The organism is Streptomyces sp. NPDC004838, from assembly GCF_053600955.1.
Genome location: NZ_JBSGAW010000001.1, coordinates 234299 through 252557, shown reverse-complemented (window position 1 = coordinate 252557; position 18259 = coordinate 234299). Strand labels below are relative to the sequence as shown.

19 protein-coding genes are annotated in these 18259 nt (G+C 68.4%); 14 read left to right on the top strand and 5 right to left on the bottom strand.

Features of this window, described 5'->3' with window-relative positions:
* The first annotated feature begins 27 nt into the window (after positions 1–27).
* The 11 genes from ACWEFL_RS01020 to ACWEFL_RS00970 all read left to right on the top strand — a co-directional run bounded on the left by ACWEFL_RS01020 (position 28) and on the right by ACWEFL_RS00970 (position 10151).
* The gene (locus ACWEFL_RS01020; protein WP_451705556.1) at positions 28–1386 is read left to right on the top strand and encodes an MraY family glycosyltransferase; all 1359 of its coding nucleotides are present in this window, start codon (positions 28–30) and stop codon (positions 1384–1386) included.
* A 284-nt stretch (positions 1387–1670) separates the two neighbouring features.
* The gene (locus tag ACWEFL_RS01015) at positions 1671–2108 is read left to right on the top strand and encodes a hypothetical protein (RefSeq protein WP_451705553.1); all 438 of its coding nucleotides are present in this window, start codon (positions 1671–1673) and stop codon (positions 2106–2108) included.
* Between the two features lie 225 nt (positions 2109–2333).
* Positions 2334–3152, top strand: a complete 819-nt coding sequence (atpB, locus tag ACWEFL_RS01010; protein WP_451705550.1) for a F0F1 ATP synthase subunit A — start codon at positions 2334–2336, stop codon at positions 3150–3152.
* Positions 3153–3236: 84 nt separating this feature from the next.
* Complete coding sequence (gene atpE, locus ACWEFL_RS01005; protein WP_137993321.1) at positions 3237–3467, top strand: ATP synthase F0 subunit C; 231 nt, start codon at positions 3237–3239, stop codon at positions 3465–3467.
* Between the two features lie 44 nt (positions 3468–3511).
* Positions 3512–4069 (top strand): F0F1 ATP synthase subunit B, encoded by a 558-nt coding sequence (locus tag ACWEFL_RS01000; protein WP_451705547.1) that lies wholly within the window; start codon positions 3512–3514, stop codon positions 4067–4069.
* Positions 4066–4881 (top strand): F0F1 ATP synthase subunit delta, encoded by an 816-nt coding sequence (locus ACWEFL_RS00995; RefSeq protein WP_451705545.1) that lies wholly within the window; start codon positions 4066–4068, stop codon positions 4879–4881. The genes ACWEFL_RS01000 and ACWEFL_RS00995 overlap by 4 nt, the downstream gene beginning before the upstream one ends.
* Before the next feature lie 142 nt (positions 4882–5023).
* On the top strand, positions 5024–6616 hold the full coding sequence (gene atpA, locus ACWEFL_RS00990) for a F0F1 ATP synthase subunit alpha (protein ID WP_451705542.1): 1593 nt from the start codon (positions 5024–5026) through the stop codon (positions 6614–6616).
* Between the two features lie 20 nt (positions 6617–6636).
* Entirely contained in the window at positions 6637–7554 is a 918-nt protein-coding gene (locus tag ACWEFL_RS00985) for a F0F1 ATP synthase subunit gamma (protein WP_451705539.1), read from the top strand.
* Positions 7555–9006: a F0F1 ATP synthase subunit beta gene (gene atpD, locus ACWEFL_RS00980; RefSeq protein WP_451705536.1), complete on the top strand. Its 1452-nt coding sequence runs from the start codon at positions 7555–7557 to the stop codon at positions 9004–9006.
* Positions 9007–9181: 175 nt separating this feature from the next.
* Complete coding sequence (locus tag ACWEFL_RS00975; protein WP_451705533.1) at positions 9182–9565, top strand: F0F1 ATP synthase subunit epsilon; 384 nt, start codon at positions 9182–9184, stop codon at positions 9563–9565.
* 133 nt (positions 9566–9698) lie between these two features.
* Entirely contained in the window at positions 9699–10151 is a 453-nt protein-coding gene (locus tag ACWEFL_RS00970) for a DUF2550 domain-containing protein (RefSeq protein WP_451705530.1), read from the top strand.
* A 372-nt stretch (positions 10152–10523) separates the two neighbouring features.
* Here ACWEFL_RS00970 and ACWEFL_RS00965 read toward each other — a convergent pair whose 3' ends face one another.
* The 3 genes from ACWEFL_RS00965 to ACWEFL_RS00955 all read right to left on the bottom strand — a co-directional run bounded on the left by ACWEFL_RS00965 (position 10524) and on the right by ACWEFL_RS00955 (position 14544).
* Entirely contained in the window at positions 10524–12374 is a 1851-nt protein-coding gene (locus tag ACWEFL_RS00965) for a glycosyl hydrolase family 18 protein (protein WP_451705527.1), read from the bottom strand.
* Positions 12375–12540: 166 nt separating this feature from the next.
* Complete coding sequence (locus tag ACWEFL_RS00960) at positions 12541–13233, bottom strand: response regulator (RefSeq protein ID WP_451705525.1); 693 nt, start codon at positions 13231–13233, stop codon at positions 12541–12543.
* A gap of 36 nt (positions 13234–13269) precedes the next feature.
* Positions 13270–14544: a sensor histidine kinase gene (locus ACWEFL_RS00955; protein WP_451705523.1), complete on the bottom strand. Its 1275-nt coding sequence runs from the start codon at positions 14542–14544 to the stop codon at positions 13270–13272.
* A 149-nt stretch (positions 14545–14693) separates the two neighbouring features.
* Here ACWEFL_RS00955 and ACWEFL_RS00950 point away from each other — a divergent pair, with 149 nt between their 5' ends.
* The gene (locus ACWEFL_RS00950; RefSeq protein WP_451705520.1) at positions 14694–15287 is read left to right on the top strand and encodes a hypothetical protein; all 594 of its coding nucleotides are present in this window, start codon (positions 14694–14696) and stop codon (positions 15285–15287) included.
* A gap of 134 nt (positions 15288–15421) precedes the next feature.
* On the opposite strand, the gene ACWEFL_RS00945 is transcribed toward ACWEFL_RS00950, so the two are convergent.
* Positions 15422–15628: a hypothetical protein gene (locus ACWEFL_RS00945; RefSeq protein WP_451705518.1), complete on the bottom strand. Its 207-nt coding sequence runs from the start codon at positions 15626–15628 to the stop codon at positions 15422–15424.
* Positions 15629–15740: 112 nt separating this feature from the next.
* A complete protein-coding gene (locus ACWEFL_RS00940) occupies positions 15741–16313 on the bottom strand; it encodes a cob(I)yrinic acid a,c-diamide adenosyltransferase (protein WP_451705515.1) in 573 nt (190 codons plus the stop codon).
* 380 nt (positions 16314–16693) lie between these two features.
* On the opposite strand from ACWEFL_RS00940, the gene ACWEFL_RS00935 reads away from it, so the two are divergent.
* Both ACWEFL_RS00935 and ACWEFL_RS00930 read left to right on the top strand, forming a co-directional pair.
* Complete coding sequence (locus tag ACWEFL_RS00935) at positions 16694–17542, top strand: 3-hydroxyacyl-CoA dehydrogenase family protein (protein WP_451705512.1); 849 nt, start codon at positions 16694–16696, stop codon at positions 17540–17542.
* A 187-nt stretch (positions 17543–17729) separates the two neighbouring features.
* Complete coding sequence (locus ACWEFL_RS00930) at positions 17730–18053, top strand: STAS domain-containing protein (RefSeq protein WP_361147689.1); 324 nt, start codon at positions 17730–17732, stop codon at positions 18051–18053.
* Positions 18054–18259: the final 206 nt, after the last annotated feature.

The window sequence follows — 18259 nt, the reverse complement described above, 5'->3', positions numbered from 1 at the left end:
GATGGCCGGCGAATTCTGGGGCAGCCCGTGCGTGATTATCTCCTGACGCTCTGTGTCACGGCCGCGGTGACCTATCTGCTGACGGGTCCGGTGCGCAAGTTCGCCATCGCGACCGGAGCGATGCCGGAGATCCGCGCCCGTGACGTACACCGAGAACCGACACCGCGACTCGGTGGCATCGCCATGTTCTTCGGGCTCTGCGCGGGACTGCTGGTCGCCGACCATCTGCAGAATCTGAACAGCGTCTTCGAGCTGTCGAACGAGCCGCGGGCGCTCCTCTCCGGCGCGGCCCTGATCTGGATCATCGGCGTCCTGGACGACAAGTTCGAGATCGACGCCCTGATCAAGCTCGGCGGCCAGATGATCGCCGCGGGCGTCATGGTCATGCAGGGACTGACGATCCTGTGGATCCCCGTCCCCGGCGTCGGCACGGTCTCGCTGACCTCCTGGCAGGGCACCCTGCTCACCGTGGCCCTCGTGGTGATCACCATCAACGCGGTCAACTTCGTGGACGGTCTGGACGGTCTGGCCGCGGGCATGGTGTGCATCGCCGCCGCCGCGTTCTTCCTGTACTCGTACCGGATCTGGTTCGGGTACACGATCGAGGCCGCCGCTCCCGCGACCCTGTTCACCGCGATCCTGATGGGCATGTGCCTGGGCTTCCTGCCGCACAACATGCATCCCGCGCGGATCTTCATGGGCGACTCGGGGTCGATGCTGATCGGTCTGGTGCTCGCCGCCGCCGCGATCTCGGTGACCGGACAGGTGGACCCGGACGCCCTGAAGATCTTCGAGGGCGGTACGCGTGAGGCCACCCACGCCGCGCTGCCGGTCTTCATTCCGCTGCTGCTGCCGCTGACGATCATCGCGATCCCGGTCGCCGACCTGGTGCTGGCGATCGTGCGCCGGACATGGAACGGGCAGTCGCCGTTCGCCGCCGACCGCGGCCATCTGCACCACCGGCTGCTGGAGGTCGGGCACTCGCACAGCCGCGCGGTCCTGATCATGTACTTCTGGTCGGCGCTGATCGCCTTCGGGGTCGTCGGGTACTCGGTGCACTCGACGTCGCTCTGGATCGTGATGATGATCGTCGGGCTCAGCGCGGTCGGGCTGGTGCTGCTGCTCCTACCGCGCTTCACCCCGCGCGCACCCCGCTGGGCCGAGGCGTTCGTACCGCCGCGGTACCGCCGTCGCAAGCGCCGGCCGACCCCGCCGGAACCGGCGCCCCAGGCCGCGCACGGACCGGTCTCCGAGGACGCGGCGCTCTCCCCGCTCCAGGAGTCGGAACGGGAGCCGATGCGGGTCCCCGCGGGTGTCAACGGAGCCACCGCGCTCGGTGCGCGTTCACGTTTGTCGGACCGCAGGAAGGCCGGAACGCCGGGCTGACGACCCCCGTTCTCCGTTGCGATACCAGCGCGATACCAGCGCAATACCAGACGAATCGCTGCCCTTTCGTGCACACACGCGCACGTTGGCCCTCATGTGTGATAGTTGGCACACCCCTGGGTAAAGACCTCTTCAAATAGTTTGTGATACCGTTCACGAGAACCGGCGACAGAGCCGAAAGACCGTAGTGCGACGGTCTGTTGGCCCCGAGGACCCAACTCGGATCCGGATTACGCTCGTCCATGACGACACCACTGCCCCCACCAGCAAGCGGAGCTGCCGCCATGCCGTCCAACGACGCGCGCACCCTGATTCACACCGCCGTACCCACAGCCGCAGCCGGCGTCGTCGCCGTCGCTGTCGGCGCGGGTTTCGCCGGTGGCAAGGGTGCGCTCGGGGCGACGGTCGGCACCCTGGTGGTGATCCTCTTCATGGGGATCGGGCTGGTCGTCCTCCAGCGGACGGCGAAGTCGCTCCCGCACCTGTTCCAGGCCATGGGGCTGATGCTCTACACGGCCCAGTTGCTGCTGCTGTTCATCTTCATGGCGGCCTTCAAGGACACCACCCTCTTCGACTCGAAGGTCTTCGCCCTCTCGCTGCTGGCCACGACCCTCGTCTGGGTCGCCGCACAGGCCCGTGCCTACATGAAGGCCAAGATCCTTTACGTGGATCCCGAGAGCGCGAAGGGTGACGAGCCCCGGAGGGCGGGTTCGCCGACGTGAAAGGTAGGGGCGGAATAAATTGCCTTTCATGTTCCTGCTATCGTCCGGTGCCAACTGCGGCATTGCGGGCGCGGGCATCTGAGCTGACGCCCGCTCATCCGCGCGGCTCGCTGCCCGTCCGCCGCCCCCACACCCGTTACACCAGTCCCGTGCCGAACTGCGGCCGCGCGCCGCGCCGACACCACGAGGTTGCCGTACCTATGCGCCACGCTGAAGGAGCCCGCGGTGAGTGCTGAAGCCCAGATGCTCGCCTTTGAGGCGGACTGTCAGATCTTCTCTGACACCAAATGTGGATTCCCCGCCCCCGGCCTCCACACCTTCATGTACGAGCCCCTCTTCACGGTGGGCGGCTTCGAATTCGACAAGCCCATGCTGCTCGCCTTCACGAGCACGCTCGTCGTCGTCGGGTTCTTCTGGGCGGCCTTCAACAAGCCCAAGGTGGTGCCGGGCAAGCTCCAGCTCGTCGGCGAGGCGGGTTACGACTTCGTCCGCCGCGGTGTGGTCTACGAGATCATCGGCAAGAAGGACGGCGAGAAGTACGTCCCGCTGATGGTGTCGCTCTTCTTCTTCATCTGGATCATGAACCTGTGGTCGATCATCCCGATCGCCCAGTTCCCGGTGACCTCGCTGATCGCCTACCCGGCGGTGCTCGCGATCATCGTGTACATCGTGTGGCTCAGCATCACCTTCAAGAAGCACGGCTTCGTGGGCGGCTGGAAGAACATCACCGGCTACAACAAGGAACTCGGGCCGATCCTTCCGCTGGTCGTCGTGCTGGAGTTCTTCTCGAACCTCCTGATCCGCCCCTTCACCCACGCGGTGCGGCTGTTCGCGAACATGTTCGCCGGCCACCTCCTGATCGTGATGTTCTCCCTCGCGACCTACTACCTGCTGAACGGCATCGGCATTCTGTACGCCGGCACCTCGTTCATCCTCGTGATGGCCATGATCGTCTTCGAGCTGTTCATCCAGGCCGTCCAGGCGTACGTGTTCGTCCTCCTGGCCTCCAGCTACATCCAGGGCGCGCTCGCCGAGCACCACTGAGCCTCAAGCCTCCGTACCACACCCACACCCAGACGTCCGGTGGCCAACCCCCACCGGGTCCTTGAAAGAGAAGGAAGAACCGGCATGTCCGCTCTCCAGACCCTCGCCGCCGTCGAAGGAAATGTCGCCTCCATCGGATACGGTCTCGCCGCGATCGGCCCCGGCGTCGGTGTTGGCATCATCTTCGGTAACGGCACCCAGGCCCTCGCCCGGCAGCCCGAGGCCGCCGGTCTGATCCGTACCAACCAGATCATGGGTTTCGCCTTCTGTGAGGCGCTCGCCCTCATCGGCATCGTCATGGGCTTCGTCTACTAAGACGGCGACCGGACAGCCCACACTTATTCACGGAAGGCACTGATGTGAGCGCTCTGTTCAATATCGCGGCAGCGGGGGAGGAACAGCCTCCGCTCATCCCGCATCCCGACGAGCTCGTCATCGGCCTGATCGCTTTCGCCATCGTCTTCTTCTTCCTTGCCAAGAAGCTCCTCCCGAACATCAACAAGGTTCTGGAACAGCGCAGGGAGGCCATCGAGGGCGGCATCGAGAAGGCCGACGCGGCGAAGAGCGAGGCCGAGAGCGTACTGGAGCAGTACAAGGCCCAGCTCGCCGAGGCCCGTCACGAAGCCGCTCGGCTGCGCCAGGAGGCGACCGAGCAGGGCACCGTGATCATCCAGGAGATGCGGGCCGAGGGCCAGCGCCAGCGCGAGGAGATCATCGCCGCCGGTCACGCCCAGATCGAGGCCGACCGGAAGGCGGCGTCCGCCGCGCTCCGCCAGGACGTGGGCAAGCTCGCCACCGACCTGGCCGGCAAGCTCGTGGGCGAGTCCCTCGAGGACCACGCCCGTCAGAGCCGGACGATCGACCGCTTCCTCGACGAGCTCGAAGGCAGCACGTCGAAGGCCGAGGTCATCCGGTGAACGGAGCGAGCCGCGAGGCGCTGGCCGCCGCACGGGAGTCCCTCGACGCGCTGACGGACAACACGTCCGTCGACGCGGCGAAGCTCGCCGCGGAGCTGGCCTCCGTCACTGCTCTGCTCGACCGCGAGGTCTCGCTGCGTCGGGTCCTGACCGACCCGGCGCAGGGTGCCGACGGCAAGGCCGAACTGGCCGGGCGGCTGCTGCGCGGACAGGTGGGCGGCGAGACCGTCGACCTCGTCGCCGGAATGGTCCGCTCCCGCTGGTCGCGCTCGCGCGACCTGGTCGACGCGGCCGAGGAGATGGCGGCCGTCGCAGACCTCACCGCGGCCCAGAAGTCGGGCGCGCTCGACGACGTCGAGGACGAGCTGTTCCGATTCGGCCGGATCGTCGACTCCAACCCCGCGCTGCGGGCCGCGCTGACCGACAAGTCCGCGACGACCGCCGCCAAGGGCGAGCTGCTCCGCGGCCTGCTGGGCGGCCGGGCGAATCCGGCCACCGAGCGACTGGTCGTCCGTCTTGTTACCGCGCCCCGGGGACGTAGCCTGGAACAAGGACTCGAATCCCTGTCCAAGCTCGCCGCGGCGCGCCGGGACCGGACGGTGGCGGTGGTCACCTCGGCGGTACCGCTCACCGATCAGCAGAAGCAGCGCCTCGGTGCGGCGCTCGCGAAGCTGTACGGCCGGGCGATGCACCTGAACCTGGACGTGGACCCCGAGGTCCTCGGCGGGATCTCGGTGCGGGTCGGCGACGAGGTCATCAACGGCACCATCGCGGACCGTCTCGACGAGGCGACCCGCAGGATGGCCGGCTGACGGCCGCCACCAACTGAACACGGCACCACAAGCAGTGACAGCGGCCCGGTTGGGCCGTGCAGAAATTGCAGAAGATTCCTGGGGGTCGCCCCCAGACCCCATTGAGAAACTTCGGGCCCAACAAGGAGAGCAGGGAACCCAGATGGCGGAGCTCACGATCCGGCCGGAGGAGATCCGGGACGCGCTGGAGAACTTTGTCCAGTCGTACAAGCCGGACGCGGCCTCGCGCGAGGAGGTCGGTACGGTCAGCGTGGCCGGCGACGGCATCGCGAAGGTCGAGGGACTTCCCTCGGCCATGGCGAACGAACTGCTGAAGTTCGAGGACGGAACCCTCGGCCTCGCCCTCAACCTGGAGGAGCGCGAGATCGGTGCGGTCGTCCTCGGCGAGTTCAGCGGCATCGAGGAAGGCCAGCCGGTCACCCGTACCGGTGAGGTCCTGTCCGTAGCCGTCGGCGAGGGCTACCTGGGTCGCGTCGTCGACCCGCTCGGCAACCCGATCGACGGCCTCGGCGAGATCGAGACCGAGGGCCGCCGCGCCCTCGAACTGCAGGCCCCCGGCGTCATGATCCGTAAGTCGGTGCATGAGCCCATGCAGACCGGCTACAAGGCCGTCGACGCCATGGTGCCGATCGGCCGCGGCCAGCGTCAGCTGATCATCGGCGACCGCCAGACCGGCAAGACCGCCCTGGCCGTCGACACGATCATCAACCAGCGCGACAACTGGCGCTCCGGCGACGTCAACAAGCAGGTGCGCTGCATCTACGTCGCCATCGGCCAGAAGGGCTCCACCGTCGCGTCCGTGCGCGGCGCGCTGGAGGAGGCCGGCGCCCTGGAGTACACGACCATCGTCGCCGCCCCGGCGTCCGACCCGGCCGGCTTCAAGTACCTGGCGCCCTACACCGGCTCGGCCATCGGTCAGCACTGGATGTACCAGGGCAAGCACGTCCTGATCATCTTCGACGACCTGTCGAAGCAGGCCGACGCCTACCGCGCCGTCTCGCTGCTGCTGCGCCGCCCGCCGGGCCGTGAGGCGTACCCCGGTGACGTCTTCTACCTGCACTCGCGTCTGCTGGAGCGCTGCGCCAAGCTCTCCGACGACCTGGGCGCCGGTTCGATGACCGGTCTTCCGATCGTGGAGACCAAGGCCAACGACGTCTCGGCGTTCATCCCGACCAACGTCATCTCCATCACCGACGGACAGTGCTTCCTGGAGTCCGACCTGTTCAACGCAGGTCAGCGCCCGGCTCTGAACGTCGGTATCTCCGTCTCCCGAGTCGGTGGCTCCGCCCAGCACAAGGCCATGCGGCAGGTCTCCGGCCGACTGCGCGTGGACCTCGCCCAGTTCCGTGAGCTGGAGGCGTTCGCCGCCTTCGGTTCCGACCTGGACGCGGCCTCCAAGGCGCAGATGGAGCGCGGCAAGCGCATGGTCGAGCTGCTGAAGCAGGCCCAGTACCAGCCGATGCCCATCGAGGAGCAGGTCGTCTCCATCTGGGCCGGCACCACCGGCAAGATGGACGACGTCCCCGTCGAGGACATCCGCCGCTTCGAGGCCGAGCTGCTGGAGCACCTGCGCCGTGAGCGCAAGGAGCTGCTGAGCAGCATCGCCGAGGGCGCGAAGATGTCGGACGACACCATTCAGTCCGTCGGCGACGCGATCGCCGCCTTCAAGCGTCAGTTCGAGACCTCGGACGGCAAGCTTCTGGGCGAAGACGCGCCGGTCAGCACGGGCAAGTGACGACGGAAGGGACCTGACTCATGGGAGCCCAGCTCCGGGTCTACAAGCGTCGCATCAAATCCGTCACCGCGACCAAGAAGATCACCAAGGCGATGGAGATGATCGCCGCCTCGCGCATCGTCAAGGCGCAGCGCCAGGTGGCGGCCTCCACTCCGTACGCGACCGAGCTCACCCGCGCTGTGACGGCGGTGGCGACCGGGTCGAACACGAACCACGCCCTCACCACCGAGGCGGAGAACCCGGTCCGTGCCGCGGTCCTGCTCATCACGAGCGACCGCGGTCTGGCCGGCGGCTACTCCTCGAACGCCATCAAGGCGGCGGAGCAGCTCTCGGAGCGCCTCCGGAGCGAGGGCAAGGAGGTCGACAGCTACATCGTCGGCCGCAAGGGAGTCTCGTACTACGGCTTCCGTGAGCGCAAGGTCACGGATTCGTGGACCGGCTTCACCGACAGCCCGACCTACGCGGACGCCAAGAGGGTCGCGGGTCCGCTGATCGAGGCCGTCCGCAAGGACACGGCCGAGGGCGGCGTCGACGAGCTGCATATCGTCTTCACCGAGTTCATCTCGATGCTGACGCAGAACCCGGTCGCGAACCGGATGCTGCCCCTCAGCCTCGAGGCGGCCGCGGAAGAAGGCGGGACCAAGGGCGAGATCCTGCCCCTGTTCGACTTCGAGCCGTCGGCGGAGGACGTCCTCGACGCCCTGCTGCCGCGCTATGTCGAGAGCCGGATCTACAACGCGCTGCTCCAGGCGGCGGCCTCCAAGCACGCCGCCACCCGCCGCGCGATGAAGTCGGCGACCGACAACGCCGGAGAGCTGATCAAGAGCCTCTCCCGGCTTGCCAACGCGGCCCGCCAGGCCGAAATCACCCAGGAAATCAGCGAGATCGTCGGTGGAGCCAGTGCCCTGGCCGACGCGACCGCGGGGAGTGACAAGTAAGTGACGACATCAACCGTTAACGCGGCGTCGGCCGTTGCCACGGGCCGCGTCGCCCGGGTCATCGGCCCGGTCGTCGACGTGGAATTCCCCGTCGACGCGATGCCGGAGATCTACAACGCGCTGACCGTCGAGGTGGCCGACCCGGCCGCCGACGGTGAGCTGAAGACCCTGACCCTCGAGGTCGCGCAGCACCTCGGTGAAGGCGTGGTCCGGGCCATCTCGATGCAGCCTACCGACGGTCTGGTCCGCCAGGCCCCGGTGACCGACACGGGCACGGGCATCACCGTGCCCGTCGGCGACTTCACCAAGGGCAAGGTGTTCAACACCCTCGGCGAGGTTCTCAACGTGCCCGAGGCGAACGCCGAGGTCACCGACCGCTGGCCGATCCACCGCAAGGCCCCCAGCTTCGACCAGCTCGAGTCCAAGACCGAGATGTTCGAGACGGGCATCAAGGTCATCGACCTGCTCACCCCGTACGTCAAGGGTGGAAAGATCGGTCTCTTCGGTGGCGCCGGTGTCGGCAAGACCGTGCTGATCCAGGAAATGATCTACCGCGTCGCCAACAACCACGACGGTGTGTCGGTGTTCGCGGGCGTCGGTGAGCGTACCCGTGAGGGCAACGACCTCATCGACGAGATGAGCGAGTCGGGCGTCATCGACAAGACCGCGCTGGTCTTCGGCCAGATGGACGAGCCCCCGGGCACCCGTCTCCGCGTCGCGCTCGCCGGTCTGACCATGGCGGAGTACTTCCGCGATGTGCAGAAGCAGGATGTTCTCTTCTTCATCGACAACATCTTCCGGTACACCCAGGCCGGCTCCGAGGTGTCCACCCTGCTCGGCCGTATGCCGTCCGCGGTGGGTTACCAGCCGAACCTGGCCGACGAGATGGGTCTCCTCCAGGAGCGCATCACGTCGACGCGCGGTCACTCGATCACCTCGATGCAGGCGATCTACGTCCCCGCGGACGACCTGACCGACCCGGCCCCGGCCACCACGTTCGCCCACCTCGACGCGACGACGGTTCTCTCCCGTCCGATCTCCGAGAAGGGCATCTACCCGGCCGTGGACCCGCTGGACTCCACGTCCCGCATCCTGGACCCGCGCTACATCGCGCAGGAGCACTACGACGCCGCCACGCGCGTCAAGGGGATCCTGCAGAAGTACAAGGACCTCCAGGACATCATCGCGATCCTCGGTATCGACGAGCTGGGCGAAGAGGACAAGCTCGCCGTCCACCGCGCCCGTCGCGTGGAGCGCTTCCTGTCGCAGAACACCCACGTCGCCAAGCAGTTCACCGGCGTGGACGGCTCGGACGTGCCGCTCGACGAGTCGATCGCCGCGTTCAACGCGATCTGCGACGGTGAGTACGACCACTTCCCCGAGCAGGCGTTCTTCATGTGCGGTGGCATCGAGGACCTCAAGGCCAACGCCAAGGAGCTGGGCGTCTCCTAGACGTCCACCGTATGACCGGTCGTGTGACAGGGGGGCGGGCCCGTCCCGCCCCTCTGCCATACGCCCACCCGGCCTCCGGCCGGACCGGGGTCGGGCGTTTCGCGCTCCGCGGCCCCACTAGACTTATGACCCAACACCCGGCGGAACCGCCGGGTGGTGACCCGAGGAGCCACCCTTGGCTGCAGAGCTGCATGTCGAGCTGGTCGCCGCTGACCGCCAGGTCTGGTCCGGCGAGGCCACCCTGGTCGTCGCGCGCACCACGTCCGGCGACATCGGCGTCATGCCCGGTCACCAGCCGCTGCTCGGTGTGCTGGAGTCGGGCCCGGTGACCATCCGTACCAGCTCCCCCGAAGGGGCCGGAACGGTCGTCGCCGCCGTGCACGGCGGATTCATCTCCTTCGCCGACAACAAGCTGTCGCTGCTGGCGGAGATCGCCGAGCTGGCTGACGAGATCGATGCCCAGCGCGCCGAGCGTGCGCTGGAGCGTGCCAAGTCGGACTCGGACGCCGCCGCGGAGCGGCGTGCCGATGTACGGCTGCGCGCGGTGGCGGTGCGCTGAGCGCCCCGCCGACAGTCGTAACCCTCAGCCGCGGCCCGGTTTGGAATCCTCCAGACCGTGCCGCGGCTGAGGCAGTGCAGGTGCATATGGGATCGCGATTCGGTACGAGGACGATGCGAGGAGGTCGGTGAAGATGTTCCTCGCTGTGCTGGTGGGCGTTCTGGTCGTCGTCGCACTGGTGGCGCTCGGGCTGTTCGTCTTCGGTCTTCGCCGTCGGCTGATCCAGCGCTCCGGTGGCACCTTCGACTGCTCCCTCCGGTGGAACGTCCCGGAGGAGGCCGACGTCCCCGCCGGCAAGGGCTGGGTGTACGGGGTGGCCCGCTACAGCGGTGACCGGATCATGTGGTTCCGTGTTTTCTCGTACGCTCCGAGGCCCCGCCGGATTCTGGAACGCTCGTCGATCGAGGTCGTCGCCCGCCGTACGCCCGAGGGCGAGGAGGAGCTGGCGCTGCTCTCCGACGCGGTCGTGCTCGGCTGTCTCCACCAGGGGACCCGCCTGGAGCTGGCGATGAGCGAGGACGCGCTGACGGGCTTCCTGGCCTGGCTGGAGGCCGCGCCGCCCGGCCAGCGGGTGAACGTGGCGTAGGGCTGCGTGCCGCCTGCCGTGCGTCGCCTCTAGGGGGTCCGGCCGTCCGCTCCCCTCCGTCCGCCCCCCTGCCATCCGCTGAGCACCGCTTCCTCCGCGTGTCTGTCGGGTCTGTCGTGCCGTTCCGGGCCCTGGCGTGCTGTCCGGGCCTGTTCCCCGCGTACGGGAGGAGGGCGACCGGTCCCGCCGCGCTCCGGAGATACGGCGGAGGGCTGTCGCCGCTCTGCGGACCGCGCGAGACCCGGCGAGGCACCGGGCGCGCGGGAACGTACGGCGCGGCGCGGCGAGGGCGCGCGGGCACGCGAAAGCGGCCGGGGAGAAGGTTCTCCCCGGCCGCTTCACCTATCGGTGATCAGTCGTGACTCCGGTCGACTACTGGAGTCCGTTGCTGACCGCGCCGACCAGCTCACCGTTGCTGGTGTCGCCGCTGAACTCCCAGAAGAACGCGCCTCTGAGGTTCTGGCTCTTCGCCCAGCTCATCTTGGTGCCGATGGTCGCCGGGGTGTCGTAGCCCCACCAGTTGCTGCCGCACTTGGCGTAGGCGGTGCCACCGATGGTGCCGGTGGCCGGGCAGGTGTTCTTGAGGACCTTGTAGTCCTCGAAGCCCGCTTCATAGGTGCCCGGGGCCGCGCCGGTGGCGGTGCCTCCTGGCGTGGCCTGGGTCACTCCGGTCCAGCCGCGACCGTAGAACCCGATGCCGAGGAGCAGCTTGTTCGCCGGCACACCCTTCGCCTTGTACTTGGCGATCGCATCGGCCGAGTTGAAGCCCGCCTGCGGGATGCCGGTGTACGAGTTGAGAGGCGAGTGCGGGGCCGTCGGGCCCTGCGCCGCCCAGGCGCCGAAGAAGTCGTACGTCATCACGTTGTACCAGTCGAGGTACTGTGCCGCGCCACCGTAGTCCGCGGCGTCGATCTTGCCCCCGGCCGACGCATCCGCGGTGACGGCGGCGGTGACCAGGTAGTTCGGGCCGAACTTCGTGCGGAATGCCTGCGCCATGGTCTTCATCACGGCGGGGCCGCTGCTGTCGCAGGTCAGTCCACAGGCGTTCGGGTACTCCCAGTCCAAGTCGATGCCATCGAACACATCGGCCCACCGAGGGTCCTCGACCAGGTCGTAGCAGGACTGGGCGAAGGCCGCCGGGTTCTGCATGGCCTGGGTGAAGCCGCCGGACCAGGTCCAGCCGCCGAAGGAGTAGAGGATCTTGATGTGCGGGAACTGCTTCTTCAGCTTGCGGAGCTGGTTGAAGCTGCCGCGCAGCGGCTGGTCCCAGGTGTCGGCGACGCCGTCGACGGACTTGTCGGCGGTGTACGCCATCTCGTAGTCGGACCACGAGTCACCGATGGTGCAGCGGCCGCCCTGGACGTTGCCGAAGGCGTAGTTGATGTGGGTGATCTTCGCCGCGCTGCCGGAGGTGACCAGGTTCTTCACGAAGTACTGGCGGCCGTAGACGCCCCAGTTGGTGAAGTACCCCATCTTGATCTTGGCGCCGGGGTCGATGACGCCCAGAGTGCGGACGGGTGTCGCGCCGCTCTCCTTGCCGAGCTGGTTGGCGGTGTCGCGCGCCCTGATCGTGTACACGTAGTCGGTGGCCTTGGTGAGGCCGGTGTTGGTGTACGTGGTGCCGGTGACCGTGGCGACCACGGAGCCGTCGCGGATGACGTCGTAGTTCTGGATGCCCTTGTCGTCTTCCGCGGGGGTCCAGGTCAGCGTCGCCTGGGTCTCGGTGATGCCGCTGGCCACCGGGGTGCCGGGCGGGCCGGGCGGGAGGTCTCCGGGCGGACCGCCGTCACAGGTGGCGTTGTTGAGCAGGCAGTTGGACGGGGAGCCCGGACCCTGGCCGTTGAAGCCGAAGGTGACCGTGCCACCCGGAGGCAGCGGGCTCGCCCATGACTTGTTCTTGGCCGTCCACCGGTTGCCGACGTTGGTCACGTCCGCGTCCCAGGCGGAGAGGACCCGTGTGCCGGTGGGGAAGTCCCACTCGAGGTTCCACGTGCTGATCGTGGTGTCGCCGGTGTTCTTGATCGTCCACTTGCCGTCGAAGCCGGTGCCCCAGTCGGAGCCCCTGGTGAAGGTCGCTGTGGCCGAGGTCGCCGCCTGGGCGGGTGTGGCCAGTGCGACCATGGCGGCCAGCGGGACGACCAGGGCGGTGAGGATCGCGATGATCTTCGATCTTCTGGTGACTTTTGATCTGAAGCCGTGCATTGGTGGGGGTTGAGTGCTCACGGGTGCTCCTTGTGAAGGTCCGGACAGTGGGGTAGGACCGTGCACCGCACTCTGCGTGGCTCACCGCAGCGTGTGTAGCGGTGAGAGTAGGAAGGTCTGGACCAATCGTCAATAGGTCTGGACCACTTACGTCAAAGGATGATGGAAGGGCCGAGGGAGGCTCGGATCAGATGCCCAACTCCTGTGCCAGCACGGCGGCTTGGACCCTGCTGCGCAACTCCAGCTTCCCCAGCAGACGGCTGACATGCGTCTTCACCGTCGCCTCCGCCATCCGCAGCCGGACGGCGATCTCCGCGTTCGACATCCCCTCGCCCAGACAGGAGAGCACCTCGCGCTCGCGCCGGGTGAGGACGTCGAGCATCGTGGGATCGGGTGCGTCGGGGGAGCGCACCGGCCGGGGCGACGCGAACTCGGCGATCAGCCGACGGGTCACGGCCGGGGCGATCAGCCCTTCGCCGCGCGCCACCGTGCGTACCGCTTCCAGCAGATCCCCGGCGTCGGTGTTCTTCAGGAGAAAGCCCGCGGCTCCCGCCCGCAGCGAGCCGAAGACGTACTCGTCCAGATCGAAGGTGGTGAGGATCAGCACGTCCGAAAGCTGTTCGGAGACGATCTGACGGGTCGCCGAAACCCCGTCCAGCCGTGGCATCTGAATGTCCATCAGCACGAGATCGGGGCGGAGTTCACGGGCCAGCAGGACGGCGTCCTCGCCGTCCACGGCCTCGCCGACGACCTCGATGTCCGGTGCGCTGCGGAGGATGAGGACCAGTCCGGCGCGTACCGCGCTCTGGTCCTCCGCCACCAGGACGCGTACGCGCCGCGGTTCGCCCGGATCGTCGGCGCGGGGCGCTTCCTGGATCATGCCGATGGCTCCTTGGTCATGCCGCTGGTTCCTTGCTCATGCCTCTGGTTCCTTGTCGTCCCGTACGGGCAGCACCGCCCGTACGCGCCAGATCTTCTCCGGACCGTCGGGCGCTCCCTCGGCCGGGCCCGCCTCGAACTCTCCGTCCAGCAGGACCACCCGCTCGCGCATGCCGACCAGACCGGCCCCGGAGCCGGGCGCGCGGGGGCCGGGCCGGGAGCCGAACGGGCTGGTGACGGTGACCGTCAGATGCCGGCCCGCGGCATGGCTGAGAGTGATGACCACCGCGCCCTGTCCGGCGTGTTTGAGCGCGTTGGTCAGGGACTCCTGGACGATCCGGTACACCGCGAGTTCGACGGGAGCGGGGATGACGGCGCCGTCCCGCCCGGTCCTCTCCTCCCTCCTGGCTCTGCCGTCCGGTCCGGCCTTCCCGTCCGGAGCCGGACCCGTATCGCGGCGGTCGTCGAACGTGAAGGTCAGACCGGTGCCGACGGCGTTCGCACGCGCCTGCGCGACCAGCGACTCAAGGCCCGAGAGCGTGGGGCGGGCGGCCGGCGCGTTGTCGTCGGAGTTGTCCCGGAGCAGTCCGATCAGGCGTCGCATTTCAGCCAATCCCGCGACGCTGTTCTCCCGGATGACCTCGAGCGCGCTCCGGGTGGTCGCCGGATCGTCGAGGGAGAGCGCGGCGGTGGAGTGGATCGCGATCGCGGACAGGTGGTTGGCGACCATGTCGTGCAGTTCGCGCGCCATCCGGGAGCGCTCGGCGGTCACCGCCTGCGCCCGGTCCATCTCGGCGAGCAGCGCGGTCTGCTCGGCCCGCAGCTTCGCCGCCGCGGCCGCCTCCCGGTGGTTGCGGGTGACCGCGCCTGTGGTCGCCGGGGCGAAGGTGATCAGACCGATGAGCACACCGAGCATCAGCCCCGCCGGATCGCGCAGCAGCGCCAGCAGACTCACGGCCGAGGCGACCGAGAACAGCCCCGTGATCACCGGGATCCGGCGTGCCGCCGCGGGCGGCCCGTAGACCACTGATACGTACACGACATCCGTGAACAGCACGACCGTGGCGAGATTGCCGACCGTGAACTGATCGGCGACCAGCGCGAGCGTGCCGATCAGCAGACCGGTCATCGGCAGAACCCGGCGGAACGCCGTCTGGACGCAGATCACCGTCAACGGCACCAGCGTCGCCCAGGCGGGCAGCACCTGCCGGCTCCCCTGCACGTAGAGCCCGAGTGACCACAGCAGCAAGCCGCCGAGCAGTCCGACGGCGGCGATGAACACGTCGTCGCGGTGGGGGCGGGGAAGCATCACCACACCATCAAACAGGGAGACGGCCCGCCACCGCCTCACCGGGCGGAGTGAGCCGCCGCTACATCGAAAGATGCACCGCGAATCGTCTCCGGCGACGACGAGCGGCGGTCCGGCGGCCGGGAAGCTGGAAGCGGTGAGAGGAGACCGCTGTGATCGTCGCGTTGATCGTGATCTGCGAGGTCGGATTCTGGGTGCTGCTGGCGGCGGGGCTCGCGGCGCGCTATCTGCTGAGGATGCCGCGTCTGGGCTTGGGCCTGCTGCTGTGCGAGCCCCTGCTGGAGGTCGTACTGCTGGCCGCGACGGCGATCGACCTGCGGAACGGGGCGCAGCCGGGCTGGGCGCACGGCCTGGCCGCGCTCTACATCGGCTACACGGTCGGCCACGGCCACCGCACGGTCAAGTGGCTCGACGGCCATGCGGCCCACCGCTTCGGGGGCGGGCCGCCGCCGGTGAAGCCGCCGCGGTACGGCGTGGCGCGCGGCCGGTACGAGATCAAGGTCTGGCTCGGCACGGTGGTGGGCGCGGCGGTCGCGTCGGGGCTGCTCTGGCTCGCGATCTGGTACGTGGACGACGCGAGCCGCAGCGGTTCGCTGGAGAGCTGGATGTACCAGTCGTGGAAGATCGCCGGTATCCACGGTGTCATCACCCTGACCTATCTGGTCTGGCCAAGGCAGGACCCCGGGGGCGGAGACGGCGGCGGAGCGAAGAGCGGCGGGGGCAAGGTGACCGTCGAACACCGCTGAACCGGCCGGTACGGCTCCGCCCCCCCCCGGCGGGCCCGCGGTTCTGGTGATCCGGAGCGGCCGGCCGCCGTCCGGCCGCCGTCCGGCCGCCGTCCGGCCGCCGTCCGGTCCGCGGAGCCGGCGGGGCCGTCGCGCTACCGCAGATGCGCGCCGCACTGGCACGCCTTCCGGCGTCTGCCCGCCTTGACGATGATGTACGCGGCCGCGGTGACGGCCGCCGCGACGACGAGTTCGCCCACCGCCACGGTCGGCTCGTCCATCGGTGTCATGGCGGCGACTACGACGCCCTGGACGCCCTGGAGGAAGAGGTAGACGACGAGTATGCGCTGAAAAATGGTCATGAGGCGTGAACGTAGTGCCCCGCGGGTTGTGTGACGAGCCTTCCGCCGGATCTGCGTGACGCCGCCCGCCCGGTGGCGAACAGTGCCCCCGCCCGGTGGTGAACAGTGCCCGCTACCGCTCCCCGCCCGGCACCCACAGCACATCGCCGCGCTCCTTGTTCGCCACCCTCGCCAGGATGAACACCAGGTCCGAGAGCCGGTTGAGGTACGTGGCCGTCAGCGGGTTCATCGTCTCGCCGTGGACCTCCAGTGCCGACCAGGTGGAGCGCTCGGCCCGCCGGACCACCGTGCAGACCTGGTGCAGCAGGGCCGCGCCCGGGGTTCCTCCCGGAAGGATGAAGCTGCGCAGCTTCTCCACCCGCTCCAGGAACCGGTCGCAGTCCGCCTCCAGCCGGTCGATGTAGAACTGCTCGACCCGCAGCGGCGGGTACTTCGGCTCCGCCACCACCGGTGTGGAGAGATCGGCGCCCACGTCGAAGAGGTCGTTCTGCACCCGGACGAGGACTTCGACGACATCGTCCGGGAGCTTCCCCAGCGCGATCGCCGTGCCGAGCACCGCGTTCGCCTCGTTGGCGTCCGCGTACGCGGCGATCCGCAGGTCCGTCTTGGGCACCCTGCTCATGTCGCCGAGCGCCGTGGTGCCCTGGTCGCCGGTACGGGTGTAGATACGCGTCAGATTGACCATGAACCCCAGAGTAGTTACGCCCCGGCCCTGCGGGAGACACCTGTGCCGACCGTCACGGTCCGGGCCGCGAGGCCGGGGGCGGCCGGCCTGCCCCGGAGCGTGGAAGCCGTCGCGTGCCCGCCGGTGTACGCGTCCCGTGTCGCGTCCGCCGAACGGCGGAACGGCATGACCGGCGGCGTCCGGTCGAGCCGGTCCGGGCGCGCTGTCGTCGGCGGCGTCGGCCGGGACCGGGGCATGGACGGGCGGTCGGACGAGCGGCGCGGGTGTGATGTCCGTCATCTGAGACGTGACGCGTGTCTCTTCGGCGTCATATGGCCCGCCACGAGCGCTAATCTCCGCCCGAGAGGTGAAAAATCAAACAGCTGTTAAGGGGTGCGGAAGTGGCCGGGAAGCTCGCCGTCATCGGAGCCGGACTCATGGGGTCCGGTATCGCGCAGGTCTCGGCCCAGGCGGGGTGGGACGTCGTACTGCGTGATGTCACCGACGAGGCCCTGACCCGCGGCAGGAACGGCATCGAGGCGTCGTACGACAAGTTCGTCTCCAAGGGGAAGCTCGAAGCTGCCGAGGCCCAGGCCGCCTTGGCGCGCATCACCACCACGACCGAGCTGGACGCCGTCGCCGACGCGGACATCGTGGTCGAGGCGGTCTTCGAGAAGCTGGAGGTCAAGCACGAGATCTTCCGTACGCTCGACGGGCTCGTCCGCGACGACGCCGTCCTCGCCTCCAACACCTCCGCCATCCCGATCACCAAGATCGCGGCCGTGACGGAGCGTCCGGAGCGCGTCATCGGCGCGCATTTCTTCTCGCCCGTGCCGATGATGCAGCTCTGCGAGCTCGTACGCGGCTACAAGACGAGCGACGAAACCCTCGCCACCACACGGAAGTTCGCCGAGTCCGTGGGCAAGACCTGCATCGTCGTCAACCGTGATGTCGCGGGGTTCGTCACCACCCGGCTCATCTCGGCGCTCGTCGTCGAGGCCGCCAAGCTGTACGAGTCGGGCGTCGCGTCCGCCGAGGACATCGACACCGCCTGCAAACTGGGCTTCGGCCATGCCATGGGCCCGCTCGCCACCGCCGACCTGACCGGTGTGGACATCCTGCTGCACGCCGCCTCCAACATCTACACGGAGTGCCAGGACGAGAAGTTCGCCCCGCCGGAGCTGATGCGCCGGATGGTTGACGCGGGTGACATCGGCCGCAAGAGCGGGCAGGGCTTCTACACGTACTGAAGGAGCGCCGATTTCCTTCGGTCACCCTTAGGGGTGAATTCGGTATCGGTTCGCTTACAACTAGCAACTGTGTCGGTTCTTTCGCCGTCAGTTGTTGAAAGACCGAAGTGTCGCCAGTGCCGGCAGAGGCGCCAGCGCGGCAGGAGACGCAAGCCACAGGGCAATGAAGCACTCTTGGGGAGCGCATATGCACATCAGGGGCGACCACACCGAGCTGGTCGTCGGGGGCCGCCTCGACGTCCGCAGCGCGGCGGACGCCCGTACGGTCCTGCACTCGGCCGTCGACGACGGAGACGGTGATCTGGTGCTCGACCTGACCGGTCTCGACTCCTGGGACGCCACCGGGCTCGGGGTCATCATGGGCGCCCACCGCCGGGCCGGCCGATGCGGCCGAAGGCTCGTACTGCGCGGGGTGCCACCGCAGATGCAGCGTCTGCTGGTGGCCACCCGGCTGCACCGGATCCTCGCGATCGAGGGCGGCCTCGCCGCTGAATCGCTTCCCCGCGTCTGAGCTGGGCCCGGAACCGGAACCCGGACCGGAATGCGTACCGGAACGCGAACCGGCTCCGAGCCCGGCCCGGCCGGAGCGCACCGGGGTCGTCAGGGGGTGTCAGGGGCGCGTACAGGGGTCGTACAGGGCGCGTACCGGACCAGGGGCCGCCACCGGTCGGCCGACCGGCTGAACCGGAGCGGGGTGCGAACCGTATGACCTGGGGC

Excerpts from the sequence above, each read along its gene's own strand:
- ACWEFL_RS01015 (WP_451705553.1), top strand. The coding sequence starts at position 1,671 with ATGCCGTCCAACGACGCGCGCACCCTGATTCACACCGCCGTACCCACA.
- atpE (WP_137993321.1), top strand. The coding sequence starts at position 3,237 with ATGTCCGCTCTCCAGACCCTCGCCGCCGTCGAAGGAAATGTCGCCTCC.
- atpA (WP_451705542.1), top strand. The coding sequence starts at position 5,024 with ATGGCGGAGCTCACGATCCGGCCGGAGGAGATCCGGGACGCGCTGGAG.
- ACWEFL_RS00985 (WP_451705539.1), top strand. The coding sequence starts at position 6,637 with ATGGGAGCCCAGCTCCGGGTCTACAAGCGTCGCATCAAATCCGTCACC.
- ACWEFL_RS00970 (WP_451705530.1), top strand. The coding sequence starts at position 9,699 with ATGTTCCTCGCTGTGCTGGTGGGCGTTCTGGTCGTCGTCGCACTGGTG.
- ACWEFL_RS00960 (WP_451705525.1), bottom strand. The coding sequence starts at position 13,233 with ATGATCCAGGAAGCGCCCCGCGCCGACGATCCGGGCGAACCGCGGCGC.
- ACWEFL_RS00945 (WP_451705518.1), bottom strand. The coding sequence starts at position 15,628 with ATGACCATTTTTCAGCGCATACTCGTCGTCTACCTCTTCCTCCAGGGC.
- ACWEFL_RS00940 (WP_451705515.1), bottom strand. The coding sequence starts at position 16,313 with ATGGTCAATCTGACGCGTATCTACACCCGTACCGGCGACCAGGGCACC.
- ACWEFL_RS00930 (WP_361147689.1), top strand. The coding sequence starts at position 17,730 with ATGCACATCAGGGGCGACCACACCGAGCTGGTCGTCGGGGGCCGCCTC.